Consider the following 14,654-nt stretch of genomic DNA (forward strand, 5'->3'; position numbering starts at 1 on the left):
TTCCAATCGGTTATGTGAAATTCTAGATTAGCAGGGCCCGCGGAATCGCAGCCTGGAACATGCCATCCCTATTGGATGATATTAAAACTGAACTTCGCTGAATAAACTGCCCCAGAGATCGGAGAACAGTGCTGGAAACTTCGAAGCGATAAAAAGGTTGGGATTAGTGTCTCCGCAGCACCAGGAACGCCACAGCGCCAAGGCCCACCAGAGCGATCAGGGCACCGAACCCGGGCTGGGTCGGGACAGGGGTCGCGGGGGTGGTTGGCGGTACAGTGGTGGTCTCGGCGGGCGGGGTGGTTGCGACCGGGGTCGTCGCCGTGGGCGTGGGCGTTGTCGTCCTCTCGACGATGTTGAATGTCGTGGAGGTGCTGGCCGCGGCTGCCTCGATGGACTCGACGGTCACGATGTACTGGTCGGGGCGGAAGGTGGATGCATCCACTTCGAAGGACCAGGTGTTGACCGCGTCGCCCTTCTGGACTTCAACCGTGCCGGTCTGACCGCTGAATCCGTCCGTTACGGTCTTCTCGGTTGGGGAGAAGGCGGCGGACTGGATCTCGACCAGGAGCTGGTCGCCCTCTGCGAGGTTGGTCGTACCGGTGATGGTGAAGGTGTCGCCTACCTGGTGGTCACCGACGGGGTCGATGGTGATCCAGGGCGCCTCGATCAGGAACGTGAGCCGCGTGTAGGTGTCGTCCACGTTCGCCGAGTTGAGAGCGTCGATCAGTGCCTGGGCCGCGTCGGATGCCTGCAGTCCACTCAGGAAGACCGGACCGAAGTTCGGAGCCGTACCGGCCGAGTTACCGAAGATTGCCCGTACGTTATTTCCGGTTGTGAAGTTGGCGGTGATATCCGGAATACCATTGCCCATGGGGTGCTGGACAACCACGAAGTACTGGCCCGTGGACATGGTATCGGTGGTGTCGAGCTCGAACTCGTAGGTACCGTCGTCCTCAACGTCCGTAGTCGTCAGTTGGCGGAAGTTCCTGCCGAAGATCCAGATGTTCAGGTTGTCGGGTTTACCTTCTGCCGTACCGGTGATGGTCAGGTCATCGCCCTGGGCAACCACCTGGGTGCTCACCGTGGCGGTAACGAAACCCTTCCGTAGCTGGATGGAAGCGATTGCATACTGGGCCCGAGTAATATCAGCCTTGTTCACCGCATCGGATGCTGCATAGATCGTGTAGGTTCCGGCATCCAGCAGGCCTCCCTCGATGGTGCCCGTGTTCCACTTGAACTCCCATGTATCGTCGGCTTCGACGTCATCGACCGTGAACGTTCCTTCGTCATCGGTGGTTGTTGCCACAGAGATGTTCGTCAGCGGGACGCCATTGGTTGCCAGGTTGGGGCCGGTCATGAAGAGGTAGACATTGTCGCTCTCGGTGTTAGTACCGCTCAGGGTGATCTCCTCGCCGAGGTAGAATGCACCGGTGCCCTCTGGGGTGATGGTGACTCTGCCCTTCTCGACCCGGACCCTGACGGTGTCGTCAGCGCGGGTTGTTACGCCTTCTGCGGCATCAACCACTCTGATGGTGTAGGTCGTATCCTTGGTCGACGTAGTGGTGTTCCACTCGATGGGGCGGGTGCCGCCTGCAGTTGTAGTAACGCGTGCCATTGTGTTAGTGGCGTTTGCCTCATTTGTGATATAGTCTGGCAGAGACGTCTGAATGACGACCCCGGACTGTCCATCGAGGATCAGCGGGTAGGTGTTGGGACTGGTCACTCCGGCCGACTGGACGTACACGAAGTACGGGTGGTTGCTCTCGCCGCTGATCGTGGTCACGAAGTTGTTGCCACGAACGACAGTCTCCTTGTTGGACTCGATGCTGATTGCCTTGGTCGAGACGGTGAACGAGATGGTGTTGGAGTCCGGAGCTTCCCTGTAGAGATCGTTTGCTGGAGTCGTACCTGGGCCTGCACTGTCATCTGCCCACTTAGCAAGAACCGTGTAAGTGCCCGCAGCGACGTTGCTGAGAACAATCGGCTCGATCTTCGTTGTAGAACCGGTCAGATCAACCTGTGACATGCTCTGGCCACCGAATGTGGTGAGTTTACCGCCGTTGGGGGTTGTAACCTCTACAGTTACATTGTAGCTAGCAGTAGCGGGACTGAATGCAGCCGGCACATTGCTACCGATCTTGAAGGACAGGTTGGTTGCCCTGGAGACCGTCTGCCCGTTCACGGAGTCGATATCCCTCGCATCATCGATTACCGCGCTGAAGGTAAGGGATGGAACTCTGACAATAACGGTGTTATTGGTTACGACCCCGTTGTTGACGGCATAATAGAGGCGTCCAGCGGTTCCGACATCCGGGAATGCAGATGCACTGACATCGAATGCATTAGCATCTGCAACCTGAATGAACTCGGTCGGAGCCTCATTTACTCCATTCGGGTAGTAACGGAATTCCGTTACATCGAAGTCGAAGTTCAGATCGTCTTCGTATACGAAGATGGTGTCGCCTGAACTGACATTAGTCTTGTCTGCACGAAGCGCCGCTACTGGTGATGCCAGCGCTGCCGTCAGAACGACCATCAGGGCGACGACCATCAACTTCGTCGTACTCTTCATTCAATTCCTCCTTAACATTGGTATTCTGGAGCACGGCGCCCGACGATATTCGACGTGTGTCGAATACGTCTTCACCGTGCCCTATACTCCGTTTTACGGAATATATGTCCAATATTTGTGAAACGCTTAATATATCTTTTGTGGTTGAAATTTGCGTGCAGGTCCCGCCCCATGAATGGGCTGGAAATTCCTGCAATGGAAATTACGAGGCCGCTGCTTGAATAGTTGCTGGTTCGCATTTCCATGGTATTGGCTTCCACTATTAAACCAGGGCCGGCCGGGGGTGCATGGGGCCGATTATATATAGAGCGCCTGCAACCGCGAATGGTCCCGGCAGAGAGACAGGAATACGGGTGCAGACAGTCCATACACGAATTCGGCATGTGGCGTGTGCGGACCTTTCCGAATCCACAAAATGCAATGAGGCTCCGACCCCCGCTCGTCTATCTCTCTCCTCCCGTATATTGCACCAGCAGGGGGTGGGACAATGGGGCCCCCTCCCTTTCGTGCGATAGAACCGAATTGGGGAGCAAAAGAATGGATTGACAGAGTGGCCTCGAACAGTCCCGCCTCCCGGGATAGGGAATTATTGTATTCCCGGGGGGTTATCGCAAGCGGGGGGCGCACCCCCTACCCCTAAGTGCGATAGGCATGAATCCTGTAATCTGCCATCGCTTTTCTCCAGAGAACCGCTCGGTGCCTGCGTTCTCTCGATCGTGAAGGCCTCGCCCCCGCAAAGTGGGAAGAATGATCCAAATGACCGTCTGTTGCGATCGAGATCGATAAAATGCACAGGGGAAACAGGGCGGATTGATCTCCAATCGAACCGTTTCGCATGAACCGCCCCGCAGATGCTCTCTGGCGGCGTCGAAGAGGAATACCTACTGCTATAAGCCATCCCGCACAACTACTCCGGCATGCGAATCATTCGGGCCCCCAGCATCGCCCGGGCCCACGAGCTGGCGGTCAAGATGGTGCTGGAGAAGGGCTGGGTGCTGGAGACGGAGGACGACGAGGCGACGGTGGAGTTCGAGGAGCTGGCGATGCAGGTTGACGCCCCGCTCACCGAGCCTCTCGGAAGCTCCCGCTCCCGCTTCCAGCGGCGGTTCCTGGACCAGTATGCCGACCACCTGCTCAACGGCTCGGTGGCCCGGTTCGAGTACGACTACCACGGGCGGCTCTTCGACTGGGGGGAACGGCTCCGTGCGGGGGGGAGCGAGGTCCACATCGACCAGATCGACTACATCGTAAAGAAGCTTCAGTCGGCGCCCAGCAGCCGCCGGGCGATCGCGATCACCTGGAACCCGCTCATCGACGAGCACCTGGACGACTGCCCCTGCCTCCAGCTGGTCCAGTGCCTCCTCCGCAGCGGACGGCTGCAGATGAAAGTCGTCTTCCGCTCCAACGACATGCTGAGCGCCGCCGGGGCCAACATGTACGCGCTGGTGCGCCTCCAGCAGTCGATCGCCTCCCGCCTGGGTGCGGAGATCGGCTCCTACACCCATGTCTCCCTCGTGCCGCACGTCTACTACAAGCGGGACCTGAACGATATCGAGGCGTTCTGCTGCCGGGGAGCGGAGATCCAGCCCGTCGAAGAGGTCTGCGCCGCCTGCCGGCGGTGCGCAAGAGCCCCCTGAACGGCAGGGCCGCCGCGTCCCCGCGGCAGGACAGGGCGATCACTTTAAAGAGGTTGGAGAATCAACATGTATACGCGCAGCCCGGTAGTGTAGCGGTCAATCATGCGGGGCTCTGGATCCCGCGACAGCAGTTCGAATCTGCTCCGGGCTACTCTTCTTTTCGTCTCCCGGTTCGCGAGAAGACCGTTGCATCCTGCGGACGGTCGCCCTCACGCGAGGAACGCCGCGATCACGCCGGTGAGGAAGATACCGTCGAAGGTGCCGGCCCCGCCGATCGAGACCATGGGCGCCCCGAGCTCCCGGATGCGCCGCAGGTTGAGCAGGTCGGCCCCGATCAGGGTCCCGAACGTGCCGCTGACGTAGGCGATCACCGCGGCGTTCACCCCGAACCCCCCGTTGAGGAGGATGCCGGCGAGGGCGGCCCCGAGCGGGGGGATGAAGAACGGGGTCACGATCCCGAGCCCGCGGACCGGGCGGGCGATCGACCTCGTGAGCAGGGTGATGGCGGCGACGCCGGCGGCGAGCAGGATCAGCAGTCCATGCTCCCCGCCGGCGATCGCGGCGGAGTAGACCAGGTAGAGCGATATCGCGAGCGGGATCAGGGCTCCCCCGACGTTGATGGCGATCGTGGTCGTCTGGGAGGGCGCCGGGATCCGGTAGATCCTCCCGAAGAAGGGGGAGTAGTACTGGTAGATGGTCGGCGGTTCGCTCTCCACGGTGCTGACGGGGATGTTGATGAAACTCCCGATCAGGGTCAGGAAGAGGATCAGGAGCACCTCGAACCAGGTGAAACCCAGTTTGGCGAACGCCGCCCCGATGACACCCAGCAGCAGGAGGGGAAAGATCAGGAGAAGGACGATGAACAGCAGGAAGAGCATCAGGATGGTGAACGGGTTGGATACGATCCGGGGCATTATCCTACCGGATGGCGGCCGGCCTATTTCAGTGCTTCGCAGACGAAGGCCGCATGGTCCCTGTGGTAAGGAACGAGCCAGGTCGAGGCGAGGATCGCGTACCGGGCCCCGAGCGCATCCGCGGCCCTCGCCGCGACCGTCTCCGGCGGGGCGGAGACATCCACGCTCCGCGTCTTCAGCATCAGGATCAGCCGCCCGCCCTCCTTCAGGAACGGACGGTTCCGCAGGGCGATCCGGGTCTGGTCGGGATGGGCCACGTCCTGGTAGATCAGGTCGACACCCTCCACCAGCGGGGCGTACTCCTCCGGGCGGGCGGCGTCCGCGAGGATGGGTACGATGTTGCTCCTCGCGCGGGCGACCTCCAGCAGCTCCTGCATGGGGCGGGGGGCGATCTCCACGGCGTACACCGTATCGACATAGCCGGCCACGTGGGAGACCGTGGTGCCGTGCGCCGCGCCGAGGTAGAGCACCCGCATCTCCGGCTGCAGGTCCACCCCTTTCCCCAGGTGGTAGAGAGCGGAGAGTTTGCTGCGGTAGGGGTCCCAGATGCGGTGGCCCTGCAGCATCCGCCCCCCGAAAGCCCCTCCTCTGCCGGGGGATACCAGCACGCCGTCGATCCAGATCATGCCCGCCTCCCGGCCGCATCGACTCTGCGGTTGGCTTCTGCGAGGAACTCGGGGACCGGTGCCGAACGGTAGTAGTCCAGCCGCGCGGCGATCGCCACCTGCGCGGCGAGCACACGCGCCACCCGCCCCCGCACCGCCCGCGGAGCGTTGTGCACCCGGCGGTGCTGGTAGAGGATGCCATGCTTCGGGGGCGGGGCGGCTGCCCGCAGGTGCGCGAAGAGGGCCTTTCCGGCGCCGAGCACCTGGATGGTGCTGGCGGGAAGCCGTATCAACGCCTCGAGGCTGCCGGCACGGGCGGTCAGGCGGGCGGCGACCAGCCCGCCGACGAGGGCGCTCGTATTGGGCAGCACGGTCTCCGCCGTGGCGGCAACCTCCTGCACCAGCACGGAGCGGGCCGCGTGCAGGCGCTCGATCTCCTGCAGGACCGCCAGCAGCGGCTGGGGGGCGTCCTGGATCCGCGCGAGCGCCTTCCCCGCCTGCGAGGGCTGCAGCTTCCGGCTGGACTTCGGGTTCCGCACCCGGTACCACTCCAGCGCACGCTCCGAGAGGAGGTTGATGGCGCGGTCGAGCTCGTCGAGCGTCCGCACCATCTGCACGAGCTCCACGTCGCGGTTCCGGTAGTACGCGGCGATCTTCGCCTCTGCGATCTGGATGCAGATGGCGCGGACCTGCCGGATATAGTCCTCCCGGTCCCGCACGCAGCCGCAGTCCCGGGCCGCCGTCCAGTCCAGAGGAGTGAAAGTCTCCATGTCCGTGCGGATCGAGGCGAGCCAGCCGCCCCATCCTTCCGCATCCCTGCGGATGCAGGCGCAGGAGACGCACTCGCCGTTCGCGACATCCCCGAACCAGTAGCGCCGCGTCACACTACTTAGCGGGAGGTGAGGAGTTAAATATCTATAGAGAGCGGCACGATGCTCTCCGGATGGCCTGGCATCCCGTCGCCCCGTTCTTCGTCTTCTCCGTCGGGCTCCTCCTCCTCGGAACGGGAGCGGACTTCATCGTGCGCGGCGGAAGCGGTCTTGCGACGCGCCTGCAGGTCTCCAAGACTCTGCTGGCCTTCATCATCCTGTCCTTCGGCACCACGCTTCCGGAGTTCGTCGTGAACATCGATGCACTCCTTCTCGATACTCCCGAGGTGACCGTGGGCAACGTGCTGGGCAGCTGCGTGGCGAACCTCGCCCTCGTCCTGAGTCTCTGCGCCATCGTGCGGCCGGAGGCGGTGCGGACCGGGGGAAGCATACCCTGGTCGAACGAGTGGCTGCTCATGTTCGGGGCATCGATCCTGTTCGGCCTTCTGGCCCTCCGGGGGCAGTTCGACGTCCGCGCCGGCGTCGTGCTCCTGGCGGCCTTCGTTCTCATCCTGTGGCGGCTCTGGAGCACCCGCAGGCACATCGTCTACATCCTCGGCGGTCACGGGCGCATGGATTACGTCTACACGGCGGGGGGGCTCCTCGGGGTGATCGCCGGTTCCTACCTGGTCGTCGAGAGTGCCGTCTCCATCGCCCGCGGGTTTGGCATCAGCGAGTTCGTCATCGGGATCAGTCTCGTTGCCGTCGGAACCTCCCTCCCCGAACTCTTCACCGCCCTCACCGGTGTGCTCCGGCGGGAAGGGGAGATCTCGGTCGGGAACATCATGGGGGCGAACATCTACAACCTCCTCTTCGTGATGGGGACTGGCACGTTCATCCGTTCCATCCCCATAGAATCGCCTCTGGAGGTTGCGGCCGTCCCGATCTTCGCGCTTCTCGTTCTCCCCCTCTTCATCGGGCGGCGGGTCGCGACCCGCCTCTGGGCATCGGGGCTCCTGATCCTCTACGGGCTCTATATCGGTTCGATGTTCGGGCTGGTCCGTCTGGGCTAGAGGAATCCGAATCCCAGGGATTGGAGGATGATGGGGAGCATCACGGCGCCCATGCAGAATACCCGCCGGACGTTCGCCAGGGGCGGAGCCACGCCGATCGCGGTGGCCAGGATCAGGACGAACAGGCCGAAGGGTCCGCAGAGCGCCAGGGAGAGGATCGCGATCACCCCGATGACGCCGAAATTGAGCCTTCTCGCATTCAGGCCGTTGAGCCAGACCGCATGTCGGGAGAGCCGCAGGGTGAGGAGGTAGGCGATGCAGGCAGCCAGGACGCCGCAGAAGAGGAGCAGCCAGAAGGGCGGGAGATCGTGGGATGCGATCGCCACCATCACGCCGTTTCGCGTCCGCGCGATGGCATAGAGGGCGGAGAGCCCCAGGATGGCATTGGCGGTGTTGGCGGCGCTGGTGGCGACGATGTAGGAGCGCCCGTCCGAATCGTAGCCGACGACGGGGGCCAGGAGCGCGTTCGCGGTGGCGTTGGAGAGCCCGGGCAGCCAGCCCACCAGCGCACCGGCGATCGTGCCCATGAGGGAGATCCTGCCGATCTCGCGATCTCCCAGGGGGATGGGCGTATGGCGCTGCTCCGGGATCGGGGCGCTGGTGGAGAAGAGGAGGACGGACAGCCCGAAGAGCCCCGAGAGCAGCGGCATCAGAATGGTCATGTCCCCGACGGTGTTCCAGGATAGGTGGGCGTTCTGGAACGCGAACACCCCCAGCGCCCCGGATGCGATGAAGACGCCGAACGACCAGCCCGGGGCCTCGGAGACGACGATCAGGTAGCCGGCGACGGCGATTAAGAGGATCCCGATGCCCCAGTCCAGGAACGGCTGGGCCAGGGGGAGGACGAGGGAGAAGACGAGCGAGAGGGGGACGGCGATCGCCACCCCGAGGGCGCTCCCGAGCGCCGAGAGCCGCACCGCCTGGATCCCCTCCCCCGCGAGGCAGAGTGCATGGGCCGGCAGCACCGCGATCGCGGTATCGGCATCCGGCACGCCGAGGAAGGTGCTGGGGACGATGTCCAGGAAGCTGTGCGCGATCAGGGCGGCAAACATCGCCGCGGCCAGGGGCTCCACCCCCAGGATCGGGATCAGCGCGGCATCCAGGGCCAGGAGTATGCCGGCCATGGTGTTGGCGTGGATGCCGGGGACGAGCCCGCTGACGGTCCCGAGGGCGACGCCCGCAAGCGTCCCGAGGAGGATGGCCCACATCGAAAGAGAGGTGTGCAGGAGTTCTATTAAATAGTGGGATTTTCGAGCTTGAGATTCCCGGAGGGCGCCGGCATTCCCGCGGGAGGGGGCGAGACCTCCCCCGCTATCGCCCGGGGGGTGAGAGGCTATCGGGGTTCAAAGCCCCCCTGCGTGGCTGTCGCACGGTACCCCGGAGAGGGGGATCCGGCGATCGGGGATGCATGCAGGATGGGTCACATCGGGCGATCGGGGCCGCACACGCCGGCAACAGATACAGTCATCATCCCCGGAGGGAATAGAATCTTGGATGAGGATTGCAATCACCCGCGTTCCCGGCAAGGAGAGCCGGGATTCCGATCTCTGCAGACGGTACGGGCACGAGTGCTACACGGTCTCGCCGCTGACCGCGGAGGTGTACCCCGACAGGATCCGGGCGTTTGCGGACGCGGCGAACCGCGGGGAGTACGACGGCATCTTCTTCACGAGCGCCCTTCCGGCCCGCCTGATCGCCCCCCTGCTCGCCCGGCGGATCCGGATCATCGCGATCGGACCCCAGACCGCCCGGGCTCTGGCGGAGGCGGGGGTGGACGCCGAGATGCTGCCGTCCTTCTACTCCCGCGATTTCGTGCCCTTCGTCGGGAGCTGGCTCCGGGGGCGGCGCGTCGGCATACCCCGCGCCGATATCCCGAACCCCGCACTGCTGGAGGCGATCGCCGCCGCGGGGGGCTCTGCCGAGGAGGTGCGCTGCTACTCCCTGCAGAAGAGCGGCGTCCCCCTCGACCTGGCGGGTGCGGACGCCCTGCTCTTCACGAGCGCCCTGTCCTTCCGGGAAGCGGTCTGGGACCGCCGCGAGGGCCTGCTGCTCATGGCGATCGGGGAGCGGACGGCGGAGGCGATGCGGGAGCGCGGGATAGAACCGGCGGTCGTCGGGGACGGGTCGATCCGGGGAACGCTCCGCGCACTCGCGGAACGCGCCGGGGAGAAGCGATGAAGGAGGGCGACCGTCTGGCGGATGCGGGCATCCTGATCCTGGACAAACCCCGCGGGCCGACCAGCCACCAGGTGGCCGCCTGGGCCGCCGATATCCTCGGCGCTCCCGTGGGGCACGCCGGAACCCTGGACCCGCAGGTCTCGGGCGTGCTGGTCGTCATGATCGGCCCGGCCGTGCGTCTGGCGCCGCTGCTGCTCTCCAGCGACAAGGAGTACGTCTGCTGCATGCGGCTGCACGGCGACGTCCCGCAGGATCGGGTGGAGGCGGTCGCGCGGGAGTTCACAGGGCGGATCTACCAGCGCCCTCCCCGGAAGAGCGCGGTGAAGCGGAACCTGCGGATCCGCACCATCCACAGCATCGAGATCCTGGACAGGGAGGGCAGATCGGTGCTCTTCCGCGTTGCCTGCGATGCCGGCACCTACATCCGCCTCCTCTGCCACCACATGGGGCTCGCCCTCGGCGTGGGGGCGCACATGCAGGAGCTGAGGAGGACCCGCTCGGGCTCCTACACGGAGGATGCCAGCCACACCCTCCACGATCTCCAGGATGCCGCCGTGTACGCCCGCGGGGGGGACCGAACCGCTCTCGACGCGATGATCCTGCCGGTGGAGACCGCCGCCGCGGGCATCCCGAAGGTGGTCGTGCGGGATACGGCCGTGGACGCGATCTGCCACGGCGCGGCGCTCGCCGCTGTAGGCGTGGTGCAGGCGGATCCCTTCGGGAAGGGGGATGCCGTGGCGATCTTCAGCCGGAGGGGGGAGTTCGTCGCCCTCGGCACGGCGCTGGTGGATGCATCGGCATTCACGCCCGGTGCGCCCGGGCTCGTGGTGCAGCCCCGTGCCGTGATGATGCGGCCCGGCACCTACGCCCGCGGATGGAGAACCCGCGGGGAGAGGGCGGGCCGCTGAACGAGCGCCCGTATCCGCGAGAGATAGCATTAAGAAAGCCCCCGCCCAATGGTATAGATGCATTTTTGCTGAGGTAGTCTAGCGGTAAGGCGCAGGCCTGGAGAGCCTGTGGGGCGTTTTGCCCCACGAGGGTTCAATTCCCTCCCTCAGCGCTCCATTTTTCAGGAGGACGGTATCGGATCGGTTGCGCCGTGTTGGGGTCGCACCTGACCGATATTCGGGGGAGTGCCCATCCAGTACTGGACCCGGGCTTATCCTGCCCGCCTCCAGAAAGCGATCTTTTCCCAGAGGGATTCTTTCGGCGGCGACAGCAGGGGAGGCAGCCGCTCGTTCAAGAGGGCCAGCTGCCCCTGCAGCCAGGTCTTGTCCCGCTTCAACTCGGTGATCATGAGATCCCTCTCCGCAAGCTGCACTTTCATGACCTCCAGCTCGCCGGGTTCGGGAAGCGGTGCAGGCGGTGGTGCAGCTGGTGCACCCGCGGTGAGCACCTGGTGCACCGCGCGGTGGATCCATTCCGAGCGGGAGAGGTTCGATTTTCGGGCCTCCTCGTCAATGACGGTGACCTCATCATCGGGGATGCTGATGCTGAATCGCATGGTGGTCCCGGAGTGGTTCTTCAATGCTCCGTTTATCACCTTTCCTCTTCGAGATCCCATCGGGAATCCCCATCGATGCCGGAACCGGGAAAAAAGGCCCGGAAGGCAGACAATCCGGCTAAGGGACGGTGCATGCAAAGGTGCAGGTGCACCAGCGTGGTGCGGTTTCAGAACTACGGTGCACCGCCATGGTCTGCTCGCGGTGCTGGGGACGGAGAAGTGTTCCCGCTACGGCGGTCCGCCGTTCTCCAGCCGCTCTCGCGCGAGATCGCAGTACTCCGGCACGATCTCGAAGCCCAGGTAATGCCGCCCCATGCGCTTCGCCGCCACCGCCACCGTCCCGGAACCGAGGAAGGGATCCAGCACGAGGTCCCCGGCCCGGCTGGAGAACGGCAGGATCCGCTCCACGAGCTGCAGGGGCAGTTTGGTCGGCGTCTTGATCCTTCCTGTCCAGTACTCGCGGTTGACCACCCAGACATCCTCGGGATAGTGCTCCACCTTGTTGAAGTAGTACCTCCTGCGGTCCTTCACGGCGAAGAGGATGTGGTAGTGGCTGGTCACGTACTTGCGGCGGGTGAACACCCCGAACTGGTACTTCCAGATGAGGTGGTTCACCGTGGTGAAGCCGCTGGCATCCAGCGCCGTCAGGATCTCCTTCAGGTGGTTCCACCCGGAGAAGACGTACAGGCTGCCCGTCTCCCGCAGCACGCGGAACGCCTCCCGCATCCAGGCTCCGGTGAACTCCCCGTACTCCGCCGTGCCGATCTCCCGGTATCCCGGGAGGACACGGGCCCCGGTGCGGTTGTAGTTGTTCCTCTGGTCGCGGAAGTCGATGGCGAACGGAGGATCGGTGACGATCAGGTCCACCGAGGCTTCAGGCAGTTCCGGCAGGAGCGCGAGGGCATCCCCCTGGCAGACGGTATCGAGGGGGAACCTGCCGACGCAGTCGCTCATACGCCCGTTCTGCACTCCCCGCACGCATCCCGCCCGAGCTGGAACGCGCGGAGGTTCACGTCCGTGCTCTTCTTCGGCACGCACCGCCGCACCCCCTCGATCATCGCGCTCTCGGAGAGCGGGATGAAGGGCGAGGCGGCGCCGAGCATCACCACGTTCTGGGCGAGGGGGCTGCCGGCCTCCCGCGCCAGGGCCGCCGCATCCACCAGGCAGGCATCCGGGAGCCGCTCCTGCACCGTCTCCGCCGTCGGCAACGGCAGCTCCTGCACGAAGACCGACGTGGGGACGACGATGCTCCGGCTCGCCACCAGAGTCCCGCCCCCGCGCAGGTAGTGGCGGTAACGGAGCCCCTCGAGCATGTCGAGGGCGATCAGGAGATCGGCGCTTCCGGGCGGGATCAGGGGGCCGTATACACCGTCGATGCGGATATGGCTCTCCACCGATCCCCCGCGCTGGGCCATGCCATGCGTCTCCGCCCCCTTGACGTGCCGCCCCTCAAGCAGGCAGGCCTCGCCCAGGATGTTGGATGTGAGGATGATCCCCTGCCCGCCGACGCCCACGATCAGGATGTCGAAGCTCCCCCTCATCGCCGCCCCTCCCTCCCGATGGCGCCCGCGGGGCAGAGATCGGCGCAGACCCCGCACCCCCCGCAGAGTTCCGTGATGGAGGCCTTCCCGCCGACGAACTCGATCGCGGGGCACCCGAAACGGACACAGACCCGGCAGCCGCTGCAGAGGTCTTCCTGCACCGCATACGGCTTCCGCTGTATGCCGCTCCGGCGGGCGGAGATCACGCACGGCTGGCGGGCGATGACCACCTTCACGCCCGATCTCGCCTTCGCCTGCTTCAGCACGTCCATCGTCGCCGTGAGATCGTAAGGGTCCACCGTCTCCACGAAGGAGACACCGCATGCCCTGCAGATCGCATCGAGCGAGACCGGCACGCGATCCTCGCCCATCGCGGTGACTCCCGTCACCGGGTTCGGCTGGTGCCCGGTCATCGCCGTGATGCGGTTGTCCAGGATCACCACCGTCATGTTCGCCCCGCTGTAGACGGCATTGAGGAGCGCCGGGATCCCCGCGTGGAGAAACGTCGAATCCCCGATGGTGCAGACCACGTCGCGGGGTTCACCGCTGAGGTTCATCCCCGAACCAACGCTGATCGACGCCCCCATGCAGATGGTGGTGTCGACGGCGCCCAGCTGGAGACCCAGGGTGTAGCAACCGATATCGCTCGGGTAGATCGCGTCGCGGAAGACCCTGCGGATCGCGTGGAAGGTGGCGCGATGCATGCACCCCGCACACAGGATCGGCGGGCGCGGCGGGACGTCGGGAGCCGGCGGTGCGGCGGCCTCCGGGAAGGGCGGGGATCGGATGTAGCCCCGCCTCGCCAGGATCGCCGCCACCGCCGCCGGGGAGAGCTCCCCGGTATAGGGGACGGCGCCGTCCATCTTGCCGTGCACGGGAACCGCGCCGGCGACCTGCCGCACCTCCTCCTCCACGACAGGGTGCAGCTCCTCGACCACCAGCACATCGTCGTGCCGTTCGACGAACCCCCGGAGCCACTCGGGATCGATCGGGTAGGCGCCGATCTGCAGGAAGGAGACGTCGTCGGGAAGCACCTCCTGGACGTAGGCAGCAGCGATCCCGCTCGCGATCACGGCGGTCTTCCCGCGGACGATGCAGCGGTTGTATCCGCGGTCCGCCAGCGCCTGCCTCACCTGCGGCTGCTTCTCGACCAGCTTCTGATGGAGTGCGCGAGTGTGGGCGGGGATCACCACGTACTGCCGAGGATCCCTCTGGAACGACCCCTTCCGGTGCTCCCCGCTCACGTCGCCGAGCGCGACGTCGCTCTTCGAGTGGCAGATGCGCGTTGTGGGGCGGAAGAGGACCGGCAGCCGGAGCTCCTCGGAGAGAGCGAACGCATCGGCGGCCATATCGTGGGCCTCCTGCGGGTTTGCCGGGTCGAGGCAGGGAATCTGCGCGAATTTCGCGTAGCAGCGGCTGTCCTGCTCGTTCTGGGAGCTGTGGGCGAAGGGGTCGTCCGCGCTCATCACCACGAATCCGCCGGTCACGCCCGTGTACGCGCTGGTCATCAGCGGATCGGCGGCGACGTTCAGCCCCACGTGCTTCATGGTGCAGAGCGCCCGCTGCCCGCACCAGGCGGCGGCAAGGGCATTCTCGAATGCGACCTTCTCGTTCACCGACCACTCGATGTGGAACGTGCGCTCCTTCTGCATCCGCAGTGCGTCGATCACCTCCGACGACGGTGTGCCCGGGTATCCGCTCGCGAAATCGACGCCGGCTTCAAGGCACGCATGGGCAATCGCCTCGTTGCCCAGCAGGTATCGCGTCTCCATACGTACAGAGTCTGTACATCGATCATCCTCTTTTAATGTAATGGTAGAG

13 protein-coding genes and 2 tRNA genes are annotated in these 14,654 nt (G+C 64.8%); 6 read left to right on the forward strand and 9 right to left on the reverse strand.

Annotated elements, in window-relative coordinates; translation table 11 throughout:
• Window positions 1–163: 163 nt before the first annotated feature.
• Window positions 164–2,572 carry an MEMAR_RS02690 family S-layer glycoprotein gene (locus QMC96_02570; GenBank protein MDI6875640.1) on the reverse strand — a complete coding sequence of 803 codons (2,409 nt, stop codon included), beginning with the start codon at window positions 2,570–2,572 and terminating at the stop codon, window positions 164–166.
• Window positions 2,573–3,489: 917 nt separating this feature from the next.
• Here QMC96_02570 and QMC96_02575 point away from each other — a divergent pair.
• Window positions 3,490–4,209, forward strand: coding sequence for a thymidylate synthase (locus tag QMC96_02575; protein ID MDI6875641.1), 720 nt, complete (start codon window positions 3,490–3,492; stop codon window positions 4,207–4,209).
• A gap of 78 nt (window positions 4,210–4,287) precedes the next feature.
• Window positions 4,288–4,360: transfer RNA gene (locus tag QMC96_02580), tRNA-Gln, on the forward strand.
• Window positions 4,361–4,418: 58 nt separating this feature from the next.
• Here QMC96_02580 and QMC96_02585 read toward each other — a convergent pair.
• From QMC96_02585 to QMC96_02595, 3 genes are read right to left on the reverse strand one after another with little or no spacing between them, the layout of a single operon-like run.
• Complete coding sequence (locus QMC96_02585) at window positions 4,419–5,123, reverse strand: DUF1614 domain-containing protein (protein ID MDI6875642.1); 705 nt, start codon at window positions 5,121–5,123, stop codon at window positions 4,419–4,421.
• A gap of 23 nt (window positions 5,124–5,146) precedes the next feature.
• The gene (locus QMC96_02590) at window positions 5,147–5,749 is read right to left on the reverse strand and encodes a fibrillarin-like rRNA/tRNA 2'-O-methyltransferase (GenBank protein MDI6875643.1); all 603 of its coding nucleotides are present in this window, start codon (window positions 5,747–5,749) and stop codon (window positions 5,147–5,149) included.
• Window positions 5,746–6,612 carry an RNA-processing protein gene (locus QMC96_02595; GenBank protein MDI6875644.1) on the reverse strand — a complete coding sequence of 289 codons (867 nt, stop codon included), beginning with the start codon at window positions 6,610–6,612 and terminating at the stop codon, window positions 5,746–5,748. Before QMC96_02595 ends, QMC96_02590 begins: the two co-directional genes overlap by 4 nt.
• Before the next feature lie 59 nt (window positions 6,613–6,671).
• Between QMC96_02595 and QMC96_02600 the strand changes: the two genes are divergently transcribed.
• Window positions 6,672–7,610, forward strand: coding sequence for a sodium:calcium antiporter (locus QMC96_02600; protein MDI6875645.1), 939 nt, complete (start codon window positions 6,672–6,674; stop codon window positions 7,608–7,610).
• Here the strand turns inward: QMC96_02600 and QMC96_02605 are convergent.
• On the reverse strand, window positions 7,607–8,818 hold the full coding sequence (locus tag QMC96_02605) for a tripartite tricarboxylate transporter permease (protein ID MDI6875646.1): 1,212 nt from the start codon (window positions 8,816–8,818) through the stop codon (window positions 7,607–7,609). The genes QMC96_02600 and QMC96_02605 overlap by 4 nt on opposite strands.
• 286 nt (window positions 8,819–9,104) lie before the next feature.
• On the opposite strand from QMC96_02605, the gene QMC96_02610 reads away from it, so the two are divergent.
• The 3 genes from QMC96_02610 (at window position 9,105) to QMC96_02620 (ending at window position 10,848) form a co-directional block, all read left to right on the forward strand.
• The gene (locus QMC96_02610) at window positions 9,105–9,788 is read left to right on the forward strand and encodes a uroporphyrinogen-III synthase (GenBank protein ID MDI6875647.1); all 684 of its coding nucleotides are present in this window, start codon (window positions 9,105–9,107) and stop codon (window positions 9,786–9,788) included.
• Window positions 9,785–10,696 carry an RNA-guided pseudouridylation complex pseudouridine synthase subunit Cbf5 gene (locus QMC96_02615; protein ID MDI6875648.1) on the forward strand — a complete coding sequence of 304 codons (912 nt, stop codon included), beginning with the start codon at window positions 9,785–9,787 and terminating at the stop codon, window positions 10,694–10,696. Before QMC96_02610 ends, QMC96_02615 begins: the two co-directional genes overlap by 4 nt.
• A gap of 67 nt (window positions 10,697–10,763) precedes the next feature.
• A tRNA-Ser gene (locus QMC96_02620) sits at window positions 10,764–10,848 on the forward strand.
• 99 nt (window positions 10,849–10,947) lie between these two features.
• On the opposite strand, the gene QMC96_02625 is transcribed toward QMC96_02620, so the two are convergent.
• The 4 genes from QMC96_02625 to iorA all read right to left on the reverse strand — a co-directional run bounded on the left by QMC96_02625 (window position 10,948) and on the right by iorA (window position 14,605).
• The gene (locus QMC96_02625) at window positions 10,948–11,331 is read right to left on the reverse strand and encodes a CopG family transcriptional regulator (protein MDI6875649.1); all 384 of its coding nucleotides are present in this window, start codon (window positions 11,329–11,331) and stop codon (window positions 10,948–10,950) included.
• Between the two features lie 189 nt (window positions 11,332–11,520).
• Window positions 11,521–12,246, reverse strand: a complete 726-nt coding sequence (locus tag QMC96_02630) for a site-specific DNA-methyltransferase (protein MDI6875650.1) — start codon at window positions 12,244–12,246, stop codon at window positions 11,521–11,523.
• On the reverse strand, window positions 12,243–12,833 hold the full coding sequence (locus tag QMC96_02635) for an indolepyruvate oxidoreductase subunit beta (GenBank protein MDI6875651.1): 591 nt from the start codon (window positions 12,831–12,833) through the stop codon (window positions 12,243–12,245). Before QMC96_02635 ends, QMC96_02630 begins: the two co-directional genes overlap by 4 nt.
• Window positions 12,830–14,605 (reverse strand): indolepyruvate ferredoxin oxidoreductase subunit alpha, encoded by a 1,776-nt coding sequence (gene iorA / locus QMC96_02640; GenBank protein MDI6875652.1) that lies wholly within the window; start codon window positions 14,603–14,605, stop codon window positions 12,830–12,832. Before iorA ends, QMC96_02635 begins: the two co-directional genes overlap by 4 nt.
• Between the last annotated feature and the right edge of the window lie 49 nt (window positions 14,606–14,654).

The organism is Methanomicrobiales archaeon, assembly GCA_030019205.1.
Lineage (GTDB): Archaea > Halobacteriota > Methanomicrobia > Methanomicrobiales > JACTUA01 > JASEFH01.